This is a genomic window from Roseovarius nitratireducens (assembly GCF_002925845.1).
Taxonomy (GTDB): domain Bacteria; phylum Pseudomonadota; class Alphaproteobacteria; order Rhodobacterales; family Rhodobacteraceae; genus Roseovarius; species Roseovarius nitratireducens.
Window position 1 is genome coordinate 12,105 of record NZ_PDNI01000044.1, and the last position, 21,864, is coordinate 33,968.

20 protein-coding genes are annotated in these 21,864 nt (G+C 65.6%); 11 read left to right on the forward strand and 9 right to left on the reverse strand.

What is annotated here, in order from left to right; genetic code table 11:
* Positions 1–37 precede the first annotated feature (37 nt).
* From mutT to CRJ03_RS08695, 3 genes are read right to left on the reverse strand one after another with little or no spacing between them, the layout of a single operon-like run.
* Positions 38–436, reverse strand: a complete 399-nt coding sequence (mutT, locus tag CRJ03_RS08685; protein WP_104018499.1) for an 8-oxo-dGTP diphosphatase MutT — start codon at positions 434–436, stop codon at positions 38–40.
* A complete protein-coding gene (gene argJ, locus CRJ03_RS08690; protein ID WP_104018500.1) occupies positions 433–1,662 on the reverse strand; it encodes a bifunctional glutamate N-acetyltransferase/amino-acid acetyltransferase ArgJ in 1,230 nt (409 codons plus the stop codon). Before argJ ends, mutT begins: the two co-directional genes overlap by 4 nt.
* Before the next feature lie 4 nt (positions 1,663–1,666).
* On the reverse strand, positions 1,667–2,515 hold the full coding sequence (locus CRJ03_RS08695) for a peptidylprolyl isomerase (RefSeq protein ID WP_104018501.1): 849 nt from the start codon (positions 2,513–2,515) through the stop codon (positions 1,667–1,669).
* Positions 2,516–2,702: 187 nt separating this feature from the next.
* Here CRJ03_RS08695 and secA point away from each other — a divergent pair, with 187 nt between their 5' ends.
* The 3 genes from secA to CRJ03_RS08710 all read left to right on the forward strand — a co-directional run bounded on the left by secA (position 2,703) and on the right by CRJ03_RS08710 (position 8,037).
* On the forward strand, positions 2,703–5,405 hold the full coding sequence (gene secA, locus CRJ03_RS08700; protein WP_104018502.1) for a preprotein translocase subunit SecA: 2,703 nt from the start codon (positions 2,703–2,705) through the stop codon (positions 5,403–5,405).
* Between the two features lie 93 nt (positions 5,406–5,498).
* Positions 5,499–6,449, forward strand: a complete 951-nt coding sequence (locus CRJ03_RS08705) for a hypothetical protein (RefSeq protein ID WP_104018503.1) — start codon at positions 5,499–5,501, stop codon at positions 6,447–6,449.
* A gap of 25 nt (positions 6,450–6,474) precedes the next feature.
* On the forward strand, positions 6,475–8,037 hold the full coding sequence (locus tag CRJ03_RS08710; RefSeq protein ID WP_104018504.1) for a substrate-binding domain-containing protein: 1,563 nt from the start codon (positions 6,475–6,477) through the stop codon (positions 8,035–8,037).
* A gap of 15 nt (positions 8,038–8,052) precedes the next feature.
* Here CRJ03_RS08710 and radC read toward each other — a convergent pair whose 3' ends face one another.
* Genes radC through dnaK form a run of 3 tightly spaced genes read right to left on the reverse strand, consistent with a single transcriptional unit; the run spans position 8,053 to position 12,011 of the window.
* On the reverse strand, positions 8,053–8,817 hold the full coding sequence (radC, locus tag CRJ03_RS08715) for a RadC family protein (protein ID WP_104018514.1): 765 nt from the start codon (positions 8,815–8,817) through the stop codon (positions 8,053–8,055).
* Between the two features lie 56 nt (positions 8,818–8,873).
* Entirely contained in the window at positions 8,874–10,037 is a 1,164-nt protein-coding gene (gene dnaJ / locus CRJ03_RS08720) for a molecular chaperone DnaJ (protein ID WP_104018505.1), read from the reverse strand.
* Between the two features lie 60 nt (positions 10,038–10,097).
* Entirely contained in the window at positions 10,098–12,011 is a 1,914-nt protein-coding gene (dnaK, locus tag CRJ03_RS08725; protein WP_104018506.1) for a molecular chaperone DnaK, read from the reverse strand.
* A gap of 217 nt (positions 12,012–12,228) precedes the next feature.
* On the opposite strand from dnaK, the gene CRJ03_RS08730 reads away from it, so the two are divergent.
* Positions 12,229–12,837, forward strand: coding sequence for an alpha-ketoglutarate-dependent dioxygenase AlkB family protein (locus tag CRJ03_RS08730; RefSeq protein WP_104018515.1), 609 nt, complete (start codon positions 12,229–12,231; stop codon positions 12,835–12,837).
* 25 nt (positions 12,838–12,862) lie between these two features.
* On the opposite strand, the gene CRJ03_RS08735 is transcribed toward CRJ03_RS08730, so the two are convergent.
* Positions 12,863–13,684, reverse strand: coding sequence for an ABC transporter permease (locus tag CRJ03_RS08735; protein ID WP_104018507.1), 822 nt, complete (start codon positions 13,682–13,684; stop codon positions 12,863–12,865).
* A gap of 104 nt (positions 13,685–13,788) precedes the next feature.
* On the opposite strand from CRJ03_RS08735, the gene cysQ reads away from it, so the two are divergent.
* From cysQ to CRJ03_RS08760, 5 genes are all read left to right on the forward strand, one after another.
* Positions 13,789–14,616, forward strand: coding sequence for a 3'(2'),5'-bisphosphate nucleotidase CysQ (gene cysQ / locus CRJ03_RS08740; protein WP_439126627.1), 828 nt, complete (start codon positions 13,789–13,791; stop codon positions 14,614–14,616).
* Between the two features lie 2 nt (positions 14,617–14,618).
* Positions 14,619–15,419, forward strand: coding sequence for a 3-deoxy-manno-octulosonate cytidylyltransferase (locus CRJ03_RS08745; RefSeq protein WP_104018508.1), 801 nt, complete (start codon positions 14,619–14,621; stop codon positions 15,417–15,419).
* Between the two features lie 39 nt (positions 15,420–15,458).
* The gene (locus CRJ03_RS08750) at positions 15,459–16,307 is read left to right on the forward strand and encodes a bifunctional allantoicase/(S)-ureidoglycine aminohydrolase (protein ID WP_104018509.1); all 849 of its coding nucleotides are present in this window, start codon (positions 15,459–15,461) and stop codon (positions 16,305–16,307) included.
* An 88-nt stretch (positions 16,308–16,395) separates the two neighbouring features.
* Positions 16,396–17,289: a UTP--glucose-1-phosphate uridylyltransferase GalU gene (gene galU / locus CRJ03_RS08755; protein WP_104018510.1), complete on the forward strand. Its 894-nt coding sequence runs from the start codon at positions 16,396–16,398 to the stop codon at positions 17,287–17,289.
* A gap of 85 nt (positions 17,290–17,374) precedes the next feature.
* The gene (locus CRJ03_RS08760) at positions 17,375–18,388 is read left to right on the forward strand and encodes a glycosyltransferase family 2 protein (RefSeq protein ID WP_439126628.1); all 1,014 of its coding nucleotides are present in this window, start codon (positions 17,375–17,377) and stop codon (positions 18,386–18,388) included.
* On the opposite strand, the gene CRJ03_RS08765 is transcribed toward CRJ03_RS08760, so the two are convergent.
* On the reverse strand, positions 18,385–18,978 hold the full coding sequence (locus CRJ03_RS08765; RefSeq protein ID WP_104018511.1) for an HD domain-containing protein: 594 nt from the start codon (positions 18,976–18,978) through the stop codon (positions 18,385–18,387). The two genes, CRJ03_RS08760 and CRJ03_RS08765, sit on opposite strands and share 4 nt — an antisense overlap.
* A gap of 28 nt (positions 18,979–19,006) precedes the next feature.
* Entirely contained in the window at positions 19,007–19,921 is a 915-nt protein-coding gene (locus tag CRJ03_RS08770) for an FkbM family methyltransferase (protein ID WP_104018512.1), read from the reverse strand.
* 154 nt (positions 19,922–20,075) lie between these two features.
* On the opposite strand from CRJ03_RS08770, the gene CRJ03_RS08775 reads away from it, so the two are divergent.
* Positions 20,076–20,396 (forward strand): hypothetical protein, encoded by a 321-nt coding sequence (locus CRJ03_RS08775; protein WP_104018518.1) that lies wholly within the window; start codon positions 20,076–20,078, stop codon positions 20,394–20,396.
* A gap of 72 nt (positions 20,397–20,468) precedes the next feature.
* On the forward strand, positions 20,469–21,863 hold the full coding sequence (gene ahcY, locus CRJ03_RS08780) for an adenosylhomocysteinase (RefSeq protein WP_104018513.1): 1,395 nt from the start codon (positions 20,469–20,471) through the stop codon (positions 21,861–21,863).
* Position 21,864: the final 1 nt, after the last annotated feature.

Genomic DNA, 21,864 nt, shown 5'->3' on the forward strand with positions numbered 1-21,864 from the left:
GCCCTTTTTCGTTGGGGATGAGTCGGGTGGCGCCCGGTCAAAGCCAGTCGCGAAGGATCGCGATGAGGGGGATGTCGGCCGGGGGCATGGGGTAGGAACGCAGATCGCCCGCGCGTACCCATTTGAGCGCCTGTCCTTCGCGCCCCTGTGCGATGCCCTGCCACTTTCGGCAGGCGAAAACCGGCATCAGCAGGTGGAAATCTTCATAGGAATGACTGGCGAAGGTCAGCGGCGCGAGGCAGGAGGCCCATGTGTCGATCCCGAGCTCTTCGTGCAACTCGCGGATCAGGGCGGCCTCGGGCGTCTCTCCGGGTTCGACCTTGCCGCCGGGAAACTCCCACAGGCCCGCCATCGCCTTGCCCTCGGGGCGCTGCGCCAGCAAAACGCGCCCCTCCACGTCGATGAGCGCCACGGCCGAGACCAATACGGTTTTCACGAACGGTAATCCGCGTTGATCTCGATATAGCCGTGGGTCAGATCGCAGGTCCAGACCCGCGCGGTGCCGCCGCCAAGGCCGAGATCCACATGAATCACGATTTCCTCGTTCTTCATGTAGGCGGCGGCCTTGTCCTCGTCGTGATCGGGGCTTACTTCGCCCTCGTGCGCGACCTCCAGATCGCCGAACCAGATCGACAGCCGGTCGCGGTCGGCGCGGGCGCCGGACTTGCCCACGGCCATGACGACGCGGCCCCAGTTCGGGTCCTCGCCGGCGATGGCGGTCTTGACCAGTGGCGAATTGGCGATGGATTTCGCATGGACATGTGCCTCGGCATCCGAGGCGGCACCGGTCACGGAAACTTCGATGAATTTCGTGGCCCCCTCACCGTCACGCACCACCTGGTGCGCGAGGTCGAGCATCACCCGGCGCAGCGCCTCCATAAAGCCGACATTGGTACCGGAAATCCGGATGCCGGATGCCCCCGTTGCCGCCATCAGGAGCGTGTCGGAGGTGGAGGTGTCGCTGTCCACGGTGATGCAGTTGAAGGTGGTTCGGTTGAGAACGCTCAGCATGTCCTGCAACACCGGCTGTTCCATCGCCGCGTCGGTGAAGATGTAGACCAGCATCGTCGCCATGTCGGGCGCGATCATGCCTGATCCCTTGGCGATTCCGGCGATTCGCACAGGTTGCCCGTCGATGGTGACGGTCTCGGTTGAACCCTTTGGGAAGGTGTCGGTGGTCATGATCGCGTGCGCGGCATCGGCGATGCCGCCGGGTGCGAGGCGCGTGGCGAGATCGTCGAGGCAGGCGGTGACGCGGTCGTGCGGCAGCGGCTCTCCGATGACGCCGGTGGAGGCGGTAAAGACGCGGTCGGACGGAATGCCGAGCCGCTTGGCGGTGGCGTTGGTCACGGCCTCGACCGCCGCTGTGCCGCGCCGTCCGGTAAAGGCATTGGCATTGCCGGAATTGACCAGGATGGCCGCGCCCTGCGCGGGGTCGCCGCCGATCTTGGCCTGGCAGTCGAGCACCGCCGCCGAGCGCGTGGCCGAGCGGGTGAACACCCCCGCCACCGACGTGCCCGGCGCGAGACTGGCAAGCATCACGTCCGTGCGACCCGAATAGCGCACCCCGGCCTCGGCAGTGGCAAACCGCACACCACCGATTTCGGGCAGGTCGGGGAAGGCGTCCGGCGCGAGCGGCGAGACCGGCAGGGATTTGCCCATCGGATCAGTTCTCCAGAAGATCGAACCGGTTGATGAGCGCCGGGTCCATGCCGTCGCTGCCGGAGCGGTCCACCGCGCTGTTGGCCTCGAGCTGCGCGACATGGGCGTCGAGCGCCTGACGGCGCAGGGTATCGGCAAGCTCGTCGCGCACGTCGGCTAGCGCGGGCTTTTCCTTCGCCCGGGTCTCGTTGAGCTTGATGACATGCCAGCCGAACTGGGTCTTTACCGGGTCGGAGACCTCGCCCACGTCGAGCGCTGTCACCGCCTCGGAGAATTCCGGCACCATCACGCCCGCGCCAAACCAGCCGAGCTCGCCCCCCGATGGACCGGACGGGCCAGTGGAATGCTCCTGTGCCAACGCCGCGAAATTGGCGCCGCCGGCGATCTCTTCGACAAGCGCCTGGGCCTCTTCCTCGGTCTCCACGAGGATGTGCGAAGCGCGATACTCGGTCTCTTCGGCGGCCCCGGTATATTCGCTGTCATAGGCGGTTTGCAGCGCCTCATCGGTGACCGCCTCGCCGGTGATCTCGCCGATCACTTCGGAGGCGGTGATCGCGCGCTGTTCGTTGTCCAGCCGAAGCTGTGCGACCTGTGACAGCGCGCCCTCGTGGGATTGGCTGAGAAGCTCCTGCCGCACAAGCTGATCGAGGACGCCGCGGAAAAGTACGTCCGGGGGGATCTGGTTGTATTGCTCGGGCAGGGTGCCGCGCAGGACGAGCATGTGGCCGAGGGTGATCTCGGTTTCGCCGACGGTGGCCATCACCGTGTCGAGCGGGGGCTCATCCTGGGCGGCGGCGGGCACACCCGCGGTGAGCGCGGCGAGAAGCACGGGCGCAAGAAGCCGTTGCAACATGGAAATCATCCTTTATCCAGATCGCCGCATGGCCCTTTGGCGCGCGACGTTGACACTTTTCCGGCGGCCCCTTACATCGCCTTGTAATCAAGGCGCGGCCCACACACTTGCGCCCGTTTTAGGGCGCGCGGGCAGGCGGGGCAAGCGATTGCCTTCGCTGAAGCCGAAACACCGGAACGGATGAGACATGCTTGGTATTGGAACGGTCGCGCGCAAGATTTTCGGAACCCCGAATGATCGCAAGATAAAGACGACGCGGCCCCTGATCGAAAAGATCAACGCGCTCGAGCCGGAATACGAGGCACTGGACGACGAAGGGCTGATCGCGAAGACCGAAGAATTCCGCAAGCGTATCGCCGGGGGCGAAAGCCTTGACGCAATGTTGCCCGAGGCATTCGCCAATTGCCGCGAGGCGGCGCGCCGCGCGCTCGGGCTGCGGGCCTTCGACGTGCAGCTCATGGGCGGAATTTTCCTGCACCAGGGCAACATCTCGGAGATGAAGACCGGCGAGGGCAAGACGCTGGTGGCAACCCTGCCCGCCTATCTCAACGCGCTGTCGGGCAAGGGCGTGCATATCGTCACCGTCAACGACTATCTCGCGCGGCGCGATGCCGACTGGATGGGCAAGGTCTTTGGCGCGCTGGGCATGACCACCGGTGTCGTCTATCCGCAGCAGCCCGAGGCGGAAAAGAAAGAGGCCTATGGTGCCGATGTCACCTATGCCACCAACAACGAACTGGGATTCGACTACCTGCGCGACAACATGAAGGCGTCGCTGGAGGAGATGAACCAGCGCGGGCACAATTTCGCGATCGTGGACGAGGTGGACAGCATCCTCATCGACGAAGCGCGCACGCCGCTCATCATCTCGGGGCCGAGCCAGGACCGCAGCGATCTGTATCGCACCATCGACACCGTGATTCCCGAACTGAGCGAGGAGCATTACACCCTCGACGAGAAGACCCGCAACGTCACCTATACCGACGAGGGCAACGAGTTTCTCGAGCAATTGCTGCACCAGCGCGAGCTTTTGCCCGAGGGGCAATCGCTCTACGATCCCGAGAGCACGACCATCGTGCACCACGTCAACCAGGGCCTGCGCGCGCACAAGCTGTTCTCCAGGGACAAGGACTATATCGTGCGCGGTGGCGAGGTGGTGCTGATCGACGAGTTCACCGGACGGATGATGGCCGGGCGGCGGCTGTCTGACGGGCTTCACCAGGCGATCGAGGCCAAGGAGGGGTGCGACATACAGCCCGAGAACGTGACGCTCGCCTCGGTTACCTTCCAGAATTACTTCCGGCTCTATGACAAGCTGTCGGGCATGACCGGCACGGCGGTGACCGAGGCCGAGGAATTCGCCGAGATTTATGGCCTCGGCGTGGTCGAGGTGCCCACCAACCGCCCCATCGCCCGCATCGACAAGGACGACGCCGTCTATCGCACCGCGCAGGAGAAATACGAGGCCATCGTCGAGGAGATCCGTGAAGCGCACGAAAAGGGGCAACCGACCCTCGTCGGCACCACCTCCATCGAGAAATCCGAGATGCTGAGCGCGCTCCTGAAAAAGGCCGGCATCGCGCATAACGTGCTCAACGCGCGCCAGCACGAGCAGGAGGCGCAGATCATCGCCGACGCGGGCAAGCTGGGCGCGGTGACCATCGCCACGAACATGGCCGGGCGCGGCACCGACATCAAGCTGGGCGGAAACGTCGATTTCCAGATCATGGAGGCCATCGCCGCAGACCCCGATGGCGACCCCGAGGCGATCCGCAAGCAGATCGAGGACGCGCACGCCGCCGACGAGCAGGCGGTGATAGAGGCGGGTGGCCTGTTTGTTCTGGCCACCGAGCGCCACGAAAGCCGCCGCATCGACAACCAGCTGCGCGGACGGTCGGGGCGCCAGGGCGACCCGGGGCTGTCGGCCTTTTATCTCAGCCTCGAGGATGACCTGATGCGCATCTTCGGCAGTGACCGGCTCGAAAAGGTGCTCTCGACCCTGGGCATGAAGGAGGGCGAGGCGATCATCCACCCCTGGGTGAACAAATCGCTGGAGCGGGCGCAGGCCAAGGTGGAGGCGCGTAACTTCGACATCCGCAAGCAATTGCTGAAATTCGACGACGTGATGAACGAGCAGCGCAAGGTGATCTTCAAGCAGCGGCTCGACATCATGAGGGCAGATGACCTCAGCGAGATCGTCGGCGACATGCGCGCCGAGGTGATCTCTGACATTGTCGATCAGTACATGCCGCCCAAGACCTATGCCGACCAGTGGGATACCGAGGGTATGCAGGAGGCCGTGCGCGAGCGGCTTGGCATGGACCTGCCATTGGTGGACTGGGCCGCCGAGGAAGGCGTCGATGACGAGGACATCGCTGAACGCCTGGAAAAGGCCGCCGACGAGATGATGGCGGCGAAGGCCGCACAATTCGGCCCCGAGACCATGCGCATGATCGAGAAGCAAGTGCTGTTGCAGACCATTGATACCAAGTGGCGCGAGCACCTGCTGACGCTCGAACACCTGCGTTCGGTGGTGGGCTTTCGCGGTTATGCGCAGCGCGATCCGCTTAACGAGTACAAGAGTGAATCGTTCCACCTTTTCCAGACGATGCTCGACGGGCTTCGCGGCGACGTGACCCAGAAACTCGCGCAAATTCGCCCTATGACCGAGGAAGAGCAGACCGCGCTCATGCGCGACCTCGAACAGCAGCGCGCAGCGATGGAGGTAGCGGCACAGCCCGCGGACGCGGGGGCGGAAGGCGCGTTTCCCGAAGCGGTGCCGGGCTTTGTCGAATCCGATCCGTCGACATGGGGCAACCCCGGGCGCAATGATTCTTGCCCCTGCGGTTCGGGCAAGAAATTCAAGCACTGTCACGGCAGGTTGACCTGACAGCGTCAGAATGATCCCGCTTTCCTGACACCATGAGGCCTTTTTCAACGGCTAAGCCCTAACCTTGAATCTGTTCAAGGCTTGGAGGGCGTCATGGCCCAGATAAGGCGCTACATCGTCGCGGGGGGCAGCATTTTCGCGGCTCTCGGCTATGCGTATTTCATGCAGGCCGGGGCGGCCTCGCCACCCGGACCTGCCCGTGCGGCACAGGTTGCGCAGCCGGTGGAGATTTCCCGGATCGAGCTGACATCGGCCCCGGCGCTGCCGCTGATGCCCGACCCGGCGACCCTGCCCGACGCGCAAGTGACGCGCGCCGTGGCCCGTGACATCGCCGTCCCCGGCGATCTTCCGTCGGAGGAGCGCGCGCCGTCCTTTGAGTGCGAGGCCGAGATGACGGCCTCGGTGCGCGAGGCGGCGATCGTGCGCCTCGATCTCGAGGCGCCCTGCCATCCAAACGCGCGGGTGACCCTGCACCACAACGGCATGATGATCTCGGCTCTCACCGACGTGGACGGGGGCGCCCGCATCGACCTGCCGGCGCTTGCCGAATCGGCCGTGTTCATTGCCGCCTTCGAGGATGGCAAGGGGGCGCTCGCGACGGCCACGATCGACGATCTGGCACTCTACGACCGGTTCGTGGTGCAATGGAGCGGCGACGCGCGCAGCCTGCGGCTGCATGCGCTCGAATACGGGGCCGATTTCGGCATGCCCGGCCATGTGTGGTCCGAGGGGACGCAGGCCGAAGCCGAGGGATTCGTAATGCGGCTGGGGGGCGACGTGCCCGGCCCGGCGCTGCGTGCCGAGGTCTATACATTTCCCACCGCCAGCGCGACGCGGGAGGGCACGGTGGCGCTGAGACTGGAGGCCGAGGTGACCGATGGCAATTGCGGGCGCGATGTCGAGGCACAGGGCATCTCGACCGAGGGCGACGGGGCCGCGCTGCGGGTGCAAGACCTGGTTCTGCCGATGCCGGGTTGCGAGGCGACGGGTGAGTTTCTGGTGTTGAAAAACCTGTTCAATGACCTGAATATCGCGCAAAAGTGAAGCGCAGGTATTCAGGGATCGGGACATGGCGGGACTGCGTGCGGCCAGCCTCGCCGCACTATTCATGGCGGTTTGCGCCGGGCCGGTCGCGGCGCAGGATGTGCTGTTGCGGTCGCATGACGGCACGGTCGCGATAGAAGGCGACCTGCTCGGATTCGACGGCGAGTTCTACCGGGTGCAAACGGTCTATGGCGAATTGACGATCGATGGCTCGGGCGTGACATGCGAAGGTCCGGGCTGTCCCGACCTGGAGGCTTTTGTCGCGCGTGCCGTGTTCTCTGGCGCGCCGATCATCGGGCAGGTGTTGTTGCCGTCGTTGCTCGAGGCGTTTGCAATCCGCGATGGATACGTGCTTCGGCGTCATGACGCGGACGGCGACAGTGCGCGCCTGACCCTCCACGCGCGTGGCGAGGATGCAACGCTTTTGGGCGACTTCCGTTTCCGGCTGACCACCTCGGATGAGGGCCTCGCCGACCTGCTCGCGGGCGAGGCCGACATCGCGATGAGCCTGCGCGAGGCGCGCGGCGAAGAGCTGGACCGCGCGCGAGAGGCGGGGCTGGGTGATTTCACGGCACCGGCGCGGATGCGGGTGCTGGCGCTTGACGCGCTGGTGCCGGTCGTGGCCCCCGCCAACCCGGTGCAGAGCCTGAGCCTGCGTGACCTGTCGCGTATCCTCTCTGGCGAGACCACCAACTGGGCCGCGCTTGGCGTCCCCGACGCGCCCATCGACCTGCATCTCTGGGCGCCCGACACCGGGATCGGCCAGGCTACCGCCGATCAGGCCATGCTGCCCGAGGGCCGCGATCTGCCGGACCGCATGATCCCGCATCGTGACGGCGCGACGCTCGCGCGCGCCGTGGTGGCGAATCCTTTTGCGTTCGGCCTCACGCCGCGCTCGGAACAGGGCGAGGCCTGGGAGCTGGCGCTGACCGGGCCGTGCGGATTTGCGCTGCGGGCGGACCGGCGGACGGTCAAGACCGAGGATTATCCGCTGACCGCGCCGCTGCTTCTCTATCTTCCGGCGCGCCGGATGCCCAAGATCATCCGCGACTTCATCGCCTATGTTGACGACCCGTCCGCGCAGCTTGTCATCCGGAGGGCGGGGTTCGTGGACCAGGCACCCGAGGAGATCGGCATCGCGCGGCAGGGCGACCGGTTTGCCAATGCCATCGCGATGGCCGGGGAGGAGACCGGCCTCGACGAGCTCAAGCGCATGGTCGGGCTGCTGGCCCCGCTCAGGCGGCTGACCACGAGTTTTCGATTCGAGGCGGGCTCGGCGCGACTCGACGTGCAGTCGCGGTCGAATGTCGAGCGGCTGGCCGATGCGCTGCAACTGGGGCTATACGACAACCGGCGACTGGTATTCGTCGGGTTCTCCGACAGCGAGGGCCCGGCAGCGGCCAACCGCGAGATCGCGTTGCGCCGCGCGAAGGCGGTTCGCGACGCGGTGGTGGCAATGGCGGAAACCGCCCGGCTCGACCGGGTGGATATCGCGGTGGATGCCTTTGGCGAGGCGATGCCGATGGCCTGCGACGATACCGCCTGGGGCCGGCGGGTGAACCGCCGGGTCGAGGTTTGGGTGCGGTGATGCCGCCGTGACCCGTTACAGGTAGCCCTCGGCGCGAAAGCTGGCCTCGGCCGATTTGCCGATGATGACGTGATCGTGCAGCACGAGGCCGAGCGCCTCGGCGGCGCGCGCGACCTCGGCGGTCATGGAGATGTCGGCCTGCGAGGGGGTGGGATCGCCGGAGGGGTGGTTATGCACGAGGATGAGCGCGCTGGCATCGAGCAGCAGCGCGCGCTTGACCACCTCGCGCGGGTAGACCGGAACGTGATCGACGGTGCCGCGCGCCTGTTCCTCGTCGGCAATGAGCACGTTCTTGCGGTCGAGGTAGAACACGCGAAACTGCTCGGTCCCGCGATGCGCCATGCTGGTACGGCAATAGTCGATCAGCGCGGTCCAGGACGAGATCGCCTGCCGCCCCATCACGCGGGATTGTGCGAGCCGGTGAGCGGCGGCCTCGACGATGCGCAACTCGGTGATGACCGACGCGCCCACGCCGCCCACCTCCGAGAGCTGCTCGGACGGGGCCGAGAGCACACCCGCGAAATCGCCGAACCGCGCGAGCAGGGCATGGGCGATCGGCTTGACGTCGCGGCGGGGGATGGCGCGGAAGAGCACCAATTCGAGCATTTCGTAATCCGGCACCGCCGCGGCACCGCCCGAGAGGAACCGCTCGCGCAGGCGGCGGCGGTGGTCGCGGACATAGGGCGGGTGCCGCTCGGCCCTGTTAGGCCGGTCAGCCGACACCGGGGCCGCGGAGAAAAGCGGCAGGCAGGCATCGGAAAAGGCGGGCGGCGTCTGCATACCGGGCAGCATCGCGCACCCGCCTTACCAGGAGGTTAACGGCTGACGGCTGCCCGTCAGCTTTTCATCGAGTCCCAGAAATCCTTGACCGAGGAGAAGAAGCTCTTGCTCTCGGGGTTGTTGTCCTCGCTCATGGCCTCGAACTCGCGCAGCAATTCCTTCTGGCGGCTGGTGAGGTTCACCGGGGTCTCGACCGCGAGCTCGATGAACATGTCACCCTGCCCGCCGCCGCGCAGCGCCGGCATCCCCTTGCCCCGCAGGCGCATCTGGCGGCCCGATTGCGAGCCGCCGGGAATCTTGACGCGCGAGCGACCGCCGTCGATCGTTGGCACCTCGATATCGCCGCCAAGCGCGGCGCGCGTCATCGACACCGGCACGCGGCAGAACAGGTTGGCCTCTTCGCGCTCGAATATCTCGTGCGGGGCAACCTCGATGAAGATGTAGAGATCACCCGCGGGGCCGCCGCGCATCCCTGCCTCGCCCTCGCCCGACAGGCGGATCCGGGTGCCGGTCTCGACGCCTGCCGGGATGTTGACGCTGAGCGCGCGTTCCTTGGGCACGCGGCCCTGGCCCTGACATTCCTTGCACGGGTTCTTGACGATCTGGCCAAGTCCGCCGCAGGTGGGGCAGGTCCGCTCTACCGTGAAGAACCCCTGTTGTGCGCGCACCTTGCCCATGCCCGAGCAGGTCGGGCAGGTGCTGGGCTGTGCGCCGCCCTCGGCCCCCGATCCGTCACAGGCGTCGCATGTCGCGGCACTGGTGACCTTGATCGTCTTCTGCAAGCCGGTATAGGCCTCTTCGAGCGTCACGCGCATGTTGTAGCGCAGGTCGGCACCGCGCGCGGCGCGCTGGCGTCCGCCGCCGCGCCCGCCGCCCATGAAATCGCCGAAGAGATCGTCGAACACGTCAGAGAACGCGGAGGCGAAGTCGCCCTGGCCGGGCCCGCCGCCAAAGCCACCGCCGGGCCGTGGCCCACCGCCGCCACCCATGCCGCCCTCGAAGGCGGCATGACCGAACCGGTCATAGGCCGCTTTCTTCTCGGGGTCCTTCAGGACGTCATAGGCTTCGCCCGCCTCCTTGAACTGGCGCTCGGCGTCGGCGTTGTCCTTGTTGCGGTCAGGATGCAGCTCCTTCGCCTTCTGGCGATAGGCCTTCTTGATCTCGTCCGCCGAGGCCCCCTTGGACAGGCCGAGCACCTCGTAATAGTCGCGTTTGGCCATCTGGGATCTCCTTCAAGCGCAGGCCGGGGCCGCAAGGGCCCCGGCGCAAGGCGTATCGCCTCAGTGGCGCTTGTCGTCGTCGATGTCCTCGAAATCGGCATCGACGATGTCATCCTCGCCCGGCCCGGCATCGGCGGAGTTGACCTCGTCCTCGTCCTCCTGCTGGCTGGCCTTGTAGATGGCTTCGCCAAGCTTCATCGAGGCCTCGGCGACGTTCTGGATACCGGCCTTGATCTTTTCGGCGGTGGCGTCGTCCTTTTCGAGGTCTTCCTTGAGCGCGGAAATGGCAAGCTCGATTGCCTCCACGGTCGTCGGATCGACCTTGTCGCCGTGTTCCTCGAGGGATTTTTCCGTCGAGTTGACAAGGCTTTCGGCCTGATTGCGGGCCTCGACGAGTTCGCGGCGGGCCTTGTCGGCCTCGGCGTTCTCCTCGGCCTCCTTGACCATCTTCTCGATATCCTCGTCCGTCAGGCCGCCCGATGCCTGGATGGTGATCTTCTGCTCCTTGTTGGTGCCCTTGTCCTTGGCACTGACATTGACGATGCCGTTTGCATCGATGTCGAAGGTCACCTCGATCTGCGGCATGCCACGGGGCGCCGGCGGGATGTTCTCGAGGTTGAACTGGCCGAGCATCTTGTTGTCGGCGGCCATCTCGCGCTCGCCCTGGAAGACGCGGATCGTCACAGCCGACTGGTTGTCCTCGGCGGTGGAGAAGATTTGCGACTTGTTGGTCGGGATCGTGGTGTTGCGGTCGATGAGACGCGTGAACACGCCGCCGAGCGTCTCGATGCCGAGGCTGAGCGGGGTCACGTCGAGAAGCACCACGTCCTTGACGTCGCCTTGCAGCACGCCTGCCTGGATGGCGGCACCCATCGCCACCACCTCGTCGGGGTTGACGCCCTTGTGCGGCTCACGCCCGAAGAACTTGGTCACTTCCTCGATCACCTTGGGCATCCGCGTCATGCCGCCGACGAGCACGACCTCGTCCACCTCGGAGGCGGAGATGCCTGCATCCTTGAGCGCTGCCTTGCACGGCTTGATCGACGCGGTGATGAGGTCGTTCACGAGGCTTTCGAGCTTGGCGCGGGTGAGCTTGACCACCATGTGCAGCGGCTGGCCGTTGGAGCTCATCGAGATGAACGGCTGGTTGATCTCGGTCTGGCTGGAGCTCGACAGCTCGATCTTGGCCTTCTCGGCGGCCTCCTTGAGGCGCTGGAGCGCCATCTTGTCCTGCGTCAGATCGACGCCGTGTTCCTTTTGGAACTCCTCGGCGAGGTAGTTGACGATGCGCATGTCGAAATCCTCGCCGCCGAGGAACGTGTCCCCATTGGTGGATTTCACCTCGAAGAGACCGTCGTCGATCTCGAGGATGGTCACGTCGAACGTGCCGCCGCCGAGGTCATAGACGGCGATGGTGTGGGTGTTTTCCTTTTCGAGACCATAGGCAAGCGCGGCCGCCGTCGGCTCGTTGATGATGCGCAGCACCTCGAGCCCGGCGATCTTGCCGGCGTCCTTGGTGGCCTGGCGCTGGGCGTCGTTGAAATAGGCGGGAACGGTGATGACGGCCTGCGTCACCTCCTCGCCGAGATAGCTCTCGGCGGTTTCCTTCATCTTGCCGAGGATGAAGGCGGAAATCTGGCTGGGCGAATATTTCTCGCCGCGTGCTTCAACCCAAGCGTCGCCGTTGCCACCGTCGATCACGGCAAAGGGCATGTTCTTCTTGTCCTTGGCGAGATCGGAATCGTTCACCCGGCGGCCGATCAGGCGTTTTACGCCGAAAATCGTGTTTTCCGGGTTGGTCACCGCCTGCCGCTTGGCGGGCTGGCCGACGAGCCGCTCGCTCTCGGTAAAGGCGACGATGGAGGGGGTGGTGCGGGCACCTTCCGAGTTCTCGATCACGCGGGGCTGGCTGCCATCCATGATCGCGACGCAGCTATTGGTGGTCCCGAGGTCGATACCAATCACTTTGGCCATGTTTTCGATCCCTTCTTAATTCAGGCGATGTGGCGGAGCCCCGACCCGTTTCGGCATCGGGCCCCCGGATTTGTGACGCGGAGCGGCAAGGCCGTCCCGCGGTTCGTGGGCTATATAGGCAGGGCGGGTCAGCCCTGCAAGCATCCCGGCTTGCGCTTTGCGGTCAATTCGACCCGATTGCCACAGGGGCCCCGTGCGTGCGATGAAAAAAGCCGCCATGACCGACCCGACCCTCACCTTGCGCGGTGCCGCGCTCTACCGTGGCTGGCTCGCGTCCGACGCGCAGGCGCGGCTCGTTGCGGAGGTGCGTGCGGTGGTGATGGCGGCGCCGCTCTTTCGCCCCATCACGCCCTCGGGCAAGGCGATGAGCGTGCGCATGACCTCGGCGGGGCGGCTGGGCTGGATCAGCGACCGCAAGGGTTATCGCTACGAGCCGCGCCACCCCGATGGCATGGAATGGCCGCCGGTGCCCGAAACCGCGCTTGGCGTCTGGCGGGCGCTGGTGGATGGGCGGCGCGATCCCGATTGCTGCCTGGTGAATTTCTACGAGCCGGAGGCGCGCATGGGGATGCACCAGGACCGAGACGAGGCCGATTTCGACTGGCCCGTGGCGTCGATCTCGCTGGGCGACGAGGCGCTGTTTCGCGTGGGCAACACGACCCGCGGCGGGCCGACCGAATCCGCCTGGCTGCAGTCGGGCGATGTCATCGTGCTGGGCGGCGCGGCGCGGCTTGCCTATCACGGGGTGGACCGGCTTCGCCCGGGCTCGTCGCGGCTGTTGCGCGGGCCGGGACGCATCAACCTGACCATGCGCGTGGTCACCTGAGACGGACAGGACTCGGATCATGGCATCAGCGCCGCGCACTCCACGACAGCGAGGCGTGGCGGCGCGTGTAGAACTCGCCTATCAACCCGAGCACGACGAGACAGATGCCGATATAGATCGGGTACATCAACGATGTCTTGTGCGGGAAGTAGTTGATGAACACGTAGCCGCGCGCCTGGTCGATGTTGTGAAACAGCGGGTTCCAGGCAAACATCTTGTACATGGTGGGTGGCAGCATGTTGACCACGAACATCTTGCCGGAGGCGATCATGTTGGCGCGCTGGTAGATTGTGGTGAACAGCTTGACGAAGGTCGGGAACCACGGCTTGAGCGCGAGCAGTACGAGCCCCACGCCGACCCCGGTGAACCACGCCACAAGCACCATGCCGTAGGCATAGGCCGGCTGGTAGATGGTGATCGGCTTGAAGCCGACATGGTACACGAACAGCACGATGATGAGCGACAGCGTCTGGATATAGAGCGATCCGAGTGCCGCGGAAGAGATGGTGATCGCGGTATTCATGGGCGCGTGCTGCATCATCGGTGAGGCAGGCCCCTCCGAGCCCACGACCGCGCCGAGCGCCTTGATATGCGTGATATACAGGAAAATCCCCGACATCATGAACAACAGGAAATCGCCGCGCAGCTTGACCGATTTGAGGCCCAGAACCGTGAAGAACAGGTAGAAGGCCATGACCATGATGATGACGGTCAGGATGTTGAGCCCGAGCGCCACGACGGCGTTGCCGTGCTGCGAGCGGATGCTGCGCACGGTGGCGTGGTAGATCAACTCTAGGATCACGACCGCCGAATGCAGCGAGGACGACGGTCGGACGGTCTTGAACATGCGCTGTTGCCTCGTTCCCGGCGACCCCTGTGGCCGGTTCCTTGCCGATCCGCGTCGAACCTAGCATAAGGGGCATCGATTGATCCATCCACTAGTGCCTTAAAGTGGCGCAAATCAGGCAGGGGAACGACGATTTGGAGCAGGAACGATTGATCGCGGAAATGCGCAGGCTCGCGATCGCCGCGGGCGCGCGGATCATGGAGATCTACGAGGGCCCTGATTTCGAGGTGAAGGTGAAATCCGACGCGAGCCCGGTAACCGAGGCCGACGAGGCGGCGGATGCGCTGATCTCGGCAGGGCTGCGCGCGGCGTTTCCCGATGTGGCGCTGGTGACCGAGGAACAGGCCGCCTCGCACGGGCAGAGCGTGACGAGTTTTCTCATCGTCGATCCGCTGGACGGGACCAAGGAATTCATCAACCGGCGGGGGGATTTCACCGTCAACATCGCCTGGGTCGAGGACGGCGTACCGGTGCGCGGAATCGTCTATGCGCCCGCGCGGGGCCGCATGTTCTACACCCTGCCCGATGGCCGCGCCGTCGAGGAGGCGGGGCCATTCGATCCCGACACACCCGGCGCGCAGAGCCCGCTGCGTGTTTCGCAGCCGGACAATGCCGCGCTCATGGTGGTGGCGTCCAAATCGCATCGCGATCAGGCGACCGACGATTATATCTCGCGCTACAATGTGCGCGACATGACGAGCGCTGGCTCTTCACTCAAGTTCTGCCTCGTGGCGAGCGGCGAGGCCGATCTCTACCCGCGCCTCGGGCGCACGATGGAATGGGACACCGCCGCCGGTCACGCCGTGCTGGCGGGCGCGGGGGGGCGCGTGCTGTGCTTCGATGATCTGACGCCGCTTACCTATGGCAAGCCGGGGTTCGCAAACCCGTTCTTCATCGCCTGCGCGCCGGGCGTCGATCTCGCGGAGGGTTGAGCGTGGGCGTGCTCGTCGTCATCCCCGCGCGCTATGCCTCGACCCGCTATCCCGGCAAGCCGCTGGTGCCGCTGAAGGGCGCGGGGGGCGTGGCGCGCACGCTGATCGAACGCTCGTGGGCTGCTGCCTGCGCGGTGCCGGGGGTGGACCGCGTGGTGGTGGCGACCGACGACGCGCGCATCCGCGACGCGGCGGAGGGATTCGGCGCCGAGGTTGTGATGACGCCCGAAACCTGCGCCAACGGCACCGAGCGCTGCGCCGCGGCCCATGCCGCGCTGGGGGGTGGATACGAGATTGTCGTCAACCTTCAGGGCGATGCGCCGCTTACCCCGCCGTGGTTCGTGTCGGACCTCGTGGCCGGGCTGCGCGCCGATCCGGAGGCCGGCGCGGCGACGCCGGTGCTGCGCTGCGACGGGCGCGCGCTGAACGGCTTTTTGCAGGACCGCGCCGAGGGGCGCGTCGGCGGCACCACCGCAGTTTTCGACAGCCTGGGCCACGCGCTCTATTTCTCCAAGGAGGTGATCCCTTTCACCCCTGACCGCTACGACGATACCGATGCCACGCCGGTGTTTCATCATGCCGGCGTCTATGCCTATCGTGCGGCGGCGCTCGCGGCCTATCCGGGTTGGGAGGCGGGGCCGCTCGAAGGGCTGGAAGGGTTGGAGCAGTTGCGTTTTCTCGAGAACGGACGCGCGATGCTCTGCGTAGAGGTGGAGGCCCGCGGGCGGCAGTTCTGGGAGCTCAACAACCCCGAGGACGTGCCGCGCCTCGAGGCAATGATGCGAGAGATGGATATCGCCTGAGCGCTGCACCGCGCCGGGCCATTCGGGAGAGACCAAGCCATGACCGACCGTTCCTATCACGCGCCCGAGGGTGGGCTTCCGCCGCAGACCCGGCTGATGACCGGGCGCGCGGTGTTTACCGAGGCCTATGCCGTCATTCCCGGCGGCTGCATGAGCGATATCGTCGCAAGCCTGCTGCCGTTCTGGGAGGGCGCGCGATTCTGGGTTCTGGCGCGCCCGATGTCGGGCTTTGCCGAGACCTTCTCGCAGTATATCGCAGAGATCGCCCCCGGCGGCGGAAGCGATCACCCCGAGACCGAGCCGGGCACCGAGGCGGTGCTCTTCGTGCTGGATGGAACGATGCGTCTCCATATCGGTGAGGAGGCGCATGATCTGGGGCCGGGCGGCTATGCCTACATCCCCCCCGGCGCCGAGTGGCGGCTGCGCAACGCGGGCGATGCGCCGCTGCGCTTTCACTGGTTCCGCAAGCATTATGTCGCTGTCGAGGGGCTCGATTCCCCGCCGCCCCTGGTGCTCGACGAGCGCGAGATCGCGCCGGTGCCGATGCCCGACACGAATGGCGCATGGGCGACGACGCGCTTTGTCGATCCCGAGGACCTGCGTCACGACATGCACGTGACCATCGTCACGTTTCAGCCCGGCGGCGTGATCCCCTTCGAGGAGACGCACGTGATGGAGCACGGGCTCTACGTGCTCGAGGGCAAGGCCGTCTACCGGCTCAACCGCGACTGGGTCGAGGTCGAGGCAGGCGATTTCATGTGGTTGCGCGCGTTCTGTCCCCAGGCCTGCTATGCCGGGGGGCCGGGGCCATTTCGCTATCTGCTCTACAAGGACGTCAACCGACACATGCCGCTGGCGGCCCCGCCGCGCGCCCCGGTTGTGAGATGACAAAAAATGCCCACAGTTTCACCTTAACCTTATACAAATACGCCACCATTTATGTATTGTAGCGCAAAATTCCATTCAGGAGCAGTTTATGCGTAAACGAGTAACCAAGGCGATCTTTCCGGTGGCGGGCCTCGGGACACGGTTTCTTCCGGCGACGAAGTCGGTGCCCAAGGAAATCATGACGCTCGTCGACCGCCCGCTGGTGCAATACGCCATCGACGAGGCGCGCGCCGCAGGTATCAAGGAATTCATCTTCGTCACGTCGCGCGGCAAGAACGCGCTCGAGGATTATTTCGACAATGCCCCGCAGCTCGAGCAGGAGCTGCGCAAGAAGGGCAAGGACGAGCTTCTCGATATCCTCAAGTCCACCAACATGGACAGCGGCGAGATCGCCTACATACGCCAGCACAAGCCGCTCGGCCTCGGCCACGCGGTGTGGTGCGCGCGTCGTTTCATTGCCAACGAGCCCTTTGCCGTGATCCTGCCCGATGACGTGATCGCCGCGGAAAAGCCCTGCCTGCAGCAGATGGTCGAGGCGTTCGAGGAGACCGGCGGCAACATGGTCGCCGCGATGGAAGTGCCCGACGACAGGACCAACGCCTACGGTATCCTCGACGTCAAGGAGGACATGGGCAGCATCGTCTCGACCAAGGGCATGGTGGAAAAGCCCGAGGCAGGCACCGCACCGTCCAACCTCGCGGTGATCGGGCGTTATATCCTGACGCCCACGGTGCTGCAGAAACTGAACAAGAAACAGACCGGCGCGGGCGGCGAAATCCAGCTTACCGACGCGATCGACGCGGCGCGCGAGGATGGCGAGGAGGTCTACGGCTACCGCTTCCGCGGGCAGCGTTTTGATTGCGGGTCCAAGGCCGGGTTCCTTCAGGCGACGGTGGCCTTTGCCCTGGCGCGCGACGACCTGCGCGACGACCTGTGGAATTACATCTCCGACACGGTCCACGCCGACAAAGCGGCGCAATAGGCGGACGCACGGACACTGGACTTTGCGACCGGGACCGCCGACCCTGAAACCGGGCAAGAAGGGGCGGCAGGCGGTGCGCGAGACCTTGAAAGACCTGATCCTGGCCTACCGGTTGCGCTGGCGGCGGCGCAGGCTGCTGGCGCGGGCCGTGACAAAGCGGCGGCAGCTGCGCGCCGTCATCGACAGGACGGGGGGCATCGGGGCGGACGACATCCTGTGCTTTGCCACGATGCGCAACGAGGCGCAGCGGGTCGGGCATTTTCTCACCCATCACCGGCGTCTCGGCGTGAATCACTTCCTGATCGTCGACAATGCCAGCGACGACGGCACGCGCGACCATCTCGCCGCGCAGGGCGACGTGTCGCTCTGGAGCACGGCGCACAGCTACAAGCGGTCGCGATTCGGGATGGATTGGCTGACATGGCTCATGATGCGGCACGGGCACGGGCATTGGTGCCTGACGCTCGATGCCGACGAATGCCTCGTCTACCCCTATCACGAGACGCGGCCCCTGCCCGCGCTCTGCGATTGGCTGGAGCGCCAGGGGCGTGCGTCCTTTGGCGCGCTGATGCTCGACATGTATCCGAAAGGGCGGCTCTCGACGCAGCGCCACGCGCCCGGCGACGACCCGTTCCACAGCCTGTGCTGGTTCGACGCCGGCAATTACGGGCTGCGGCGCAAGGCGGACTTGCAGAACCTCTGGATACAGGGCGGCCCCCGCGCGCGCCTGTTCTTTGCCACCGAGCCGCGCCGCGCGCCGACGATGGGCAAGGTGCCGCTGGTGAAATGGCACTGGCGCTATGCCTATGTCAGCTCCAGTCACAGCCTGCTGCCGCGGCGGCTCAACCATGTCTATGCCACCGACGGGGGCGAGTTGACCTCCGGGGTGCTGCTGCATTCGAAATTCCTCGACACGGCGGTGGCCCGCGCGGGTGACGAAAAGCACCGGCAGGAGCATTTTGCCAATAGCGCGCTATACGACAGATATTACGACTCGCTTGCCGCCGACCCGGACCTGTGGTGCCCGCGTTCCACCCGGCTCGCCGGTTGGCGGCAACTCGAGGCGCTGGGATTGATGTCGCGGGGCGGGTGGATCTAACCCATCTCCGCGATCAGCGCCTTGTGTCGCGCGAGATAGGCCGCGCGCGTCTCGACCGGGGGGCGCAGGCTCAGGCTCAGGCCCTCCATTAGCGCGCTGTCGGGTTTGCCGAAGAAGCGGTCGGCCTCGGTCACGGTAAACCCGGCGATTTCAGTGGCCTCCATCCAGGCGCTGACCTTGTCGGCGCGCTTGATCTGCCGCTTGACCTGCGCGGGCAGTGTGGCGGGCAGGCCGAACCGCAAATGCACCGCCGCCGCCAGCCGCTTGTCGAGCTCGTCATAGCCCGGCCCAACCGCGTTCTTGACCGGCGAGATCATGTCGCCGATGACGTATTCCGGGGCATCGTGCAAGAGCGCCGCGAGCCGCCATTTTGACGGTGCGCGCGGTGCTAGGCGGGAATAGAGCCGCTCCACCAGAAGCGAGTGCTCGGCCACCGAATAGGGAAAATCCCCCAGCGTCTGCCCGTTCCAGCGCGCGACGAAGCTCAGCCCATGTGCGATATCCTCGATCTCGATATCGACGGGCGTGGGGTCGAGCAGGTCGAGCCTGCGGCCCGAGAGCATCTTTTGCCAGGCGCGGGGTTTGGGCATGGGGGCTCCGGTCTTTGGGTGACCCTCATTAGCGGGACTGCGGGAGATTTGCAAAGCGCGCGGCGATGGCGGCGAGGAGCGGCGAACCCTCCCTTGCGGCGATGTAGTTGTAGCCCTTGAACGGATCGCGCTTGAGGGCGTGGATGGAGGCGAGGTCCGGCATGGAAACAAGGCCGTTTCCGGCGGAATAGAGCCGCATGTCGGGCTGATCCAGCAGGTGCGCACTGACCGTGCAGTCCGGATCGTTTCCGTGATCCTCGTAGATCAGCACCGCGCCGTCCTTGAGCGCGCGGGCGGCGCCGTCGATGGCCGCGATCTCGGCCCCCTCGACATCGAGCTTGATGAGCGCGGGCTGGCCTGCGGGCACGAGATCATCGACGGCTAGTGTGGTTACGGTCTCGACATGATCCTGAGCGCGAGTGGGTCCATCGCCCGCGAGCCGGGCAGAGGCGTGGCTGAGATGGGTGTTGACGAATTCCAGCGTATTTCCCGAGCGCCCGTGAATCGCCGCGCGGTGCAGGGTGACCTTGGGCAGGTGCCCGGCATTGGCCTGTAACGCGGCAAAGGTGGCATTCGAGGCCTCGACCGCGATGACACGGTCAAAGAGCGGTGCGGCTCGGGTGGTCCAATAGCCCTTGTTTGCGCCGAGATCGCAAAAGAGAGGGGCGGCCCCGGCGGCGGCGCGAAGGACGGCGGCGACCTCGGGCTCGTAGGGCGCGCGCCAGAGCGCGAACCGCGTCCAGTAGCCGTCATCGAGTGCGATGCGATAGGGCGGCGCGCCGTCCTCGTGCAGCCAGACCGCCGTGCCGGAGGGAAACAGCCGCCCAAGCCCCCGCGCAAAACGGCCATAGAGACCGCGCGTCACCGCGACGCGGAAGAGCGCCATCAACAGGGCGTATTGCAGCCGCGCCGCGGGGCCGGAAAAGGTGAGGTGGCGTGTCATCCACCCGAGGTAGCCCCGAAGCGTGCCCGGCACCAGAGGCACACGCGCGCCTCGCGCGGTTGTGCGCCGAATTTTAGTGCGGTGTGGCACCGCCGTTCCCAGATTCTGGACAGAGGTCGCGCAACCCGCGCGCCCGGTATCAATGGAGGACACCATGTTCAAACGTCTTTGTTCCACCGCACTCATCTTTGGCGCCGCCGCGCTTGCCCCGCCGCTTGCGGCGCAGGCGCAGGCACAGGGCGTGGCCTGCCTGCCACGCGATGCGCTCGTCGAGCGGCTTGAGGGCCGTTACAAGGAAAGCCCCGCCGGGGGCGGCTTGCAGAGCCCGCAGCAGTTGCTCGAGGTCTGGGCCTCGGAAGAGACCGGCAGCTTTACCGTTTTCGTCACGCGTCCCAACGGGGTGAGCTGTATCGTGGCGACCGGTCAGAACTGGACCGGGGCCACCACCGCCGCCGCCGGGGGCGTGGCGGGATGATCGCGCATTGCCCAATCGGGGGGCGAGTGCTATCTGCCTCGCGATATTGCAACGCAAGGAGCCACCCCCCGAATGGCACAGGATTACATCGTCAAGGACATCGCGCTCGCGGGTTATGGCCGCAAGGAACTCGACATCGCCGAAACCGAGATGCCGGGCCTGATGGCGCTCCGCGCGGACTACGGCGAGGACAAGCCGCTCAAGGGCGCGCGGATCGCCGGCAGCCTGCACATGACCATTCAGACCGCCGTGCTGATCGAGACGCTGGTGGAGCTGGGCGCGAGCGTGCGCTGGGCGTCGTGCAACATCTTCTCCACCCAGGATCACGCCGCGGCGGCGATCGCCGAGGGCGGCACGCCGGTCTTTGCCATCAAGGGCGAAAGCCTCGAGGAATACTGGGATTACTGCGACCGGATCTTCCGGTTTCCCGAGGGTGGCGCCAACTTGATCCTCGACGATGGCGGCGATGCCACGCTCTATATCCTGATGGGGGCCCGCGTCGAGGAGGGCGAGACCGACCTGATCGAGACGCCCACCTCGGAAGAGGAAGAGGCGCTATTCGCGCAGATTCGCAAACGCATGGCCGAAAGCCCCGGCTGGTTCGTGAAGCAGCGCCACATGATCAAGGGTGTCTCGGAAGAGACCACCACCGGCGTGCACCGGCTCTACAAGATGATGGAGAAGGGGCACCTGCCGTTCCCGGCGATCAACGTCAATGACAGCGTCACCAAGTCGAAATTCGACAACAAGTATGGCTGCAAGGAAAGCCTCGTCGACGGCATCCGCCGTGCCACCGACACGATGATGGCGGGCAAGGTTGCCGTCGTCTGCGGCTATGGCGATGTCGGCAAGGGGTCTGCCGCGAGCCTGCGCGGGGCCGGCGCGCGGGTCAAGGTGACCGAGGTCGATCCGATCTGCGCGCTTCAGGCGGCGATGGACGGCTTCGAGGTGACGGTGCTGGAAGACGTGGTCGACAGCGCCGACATCTTCATCACCACCACCGGCAACAAGGACGTGATCCGCATCGAGCACATGCGCGCGATGAAGGACATGGCGATCGTCGGCAATATTGGCCATTTCGACAATGAAATTCAGGTGGCGACGCTCAAGAACCACAAGTGGACCAACATCAAGGACCAGGTGGACATGATCGAGATGCCCTCGGGCAACCGGATCATCCTGTTGTCGGAGGGGCGGCTTCTGAACCTCGGCAACGCCACCGGGCACCCGTCCTTCGTGATGTCGGCCTCGTTCACCAACCAGGTCCTGGCGCAGATCGAGCTTTGGACCAGGGGCGAGAATTACGGCAACGAGGTCTATGTCCTGCCCAAGCACCTCGATGAAAAGGTGGCGCGCCTGCACCTGGACCGCATCGGCGTCAAACTGACCGAACTGCGCCCCGACCAGGCGGAGTATATCGGCGTGACGCCGGAAGGGCCGTTCAAGCCCGAGCATTACCGGTATTGAG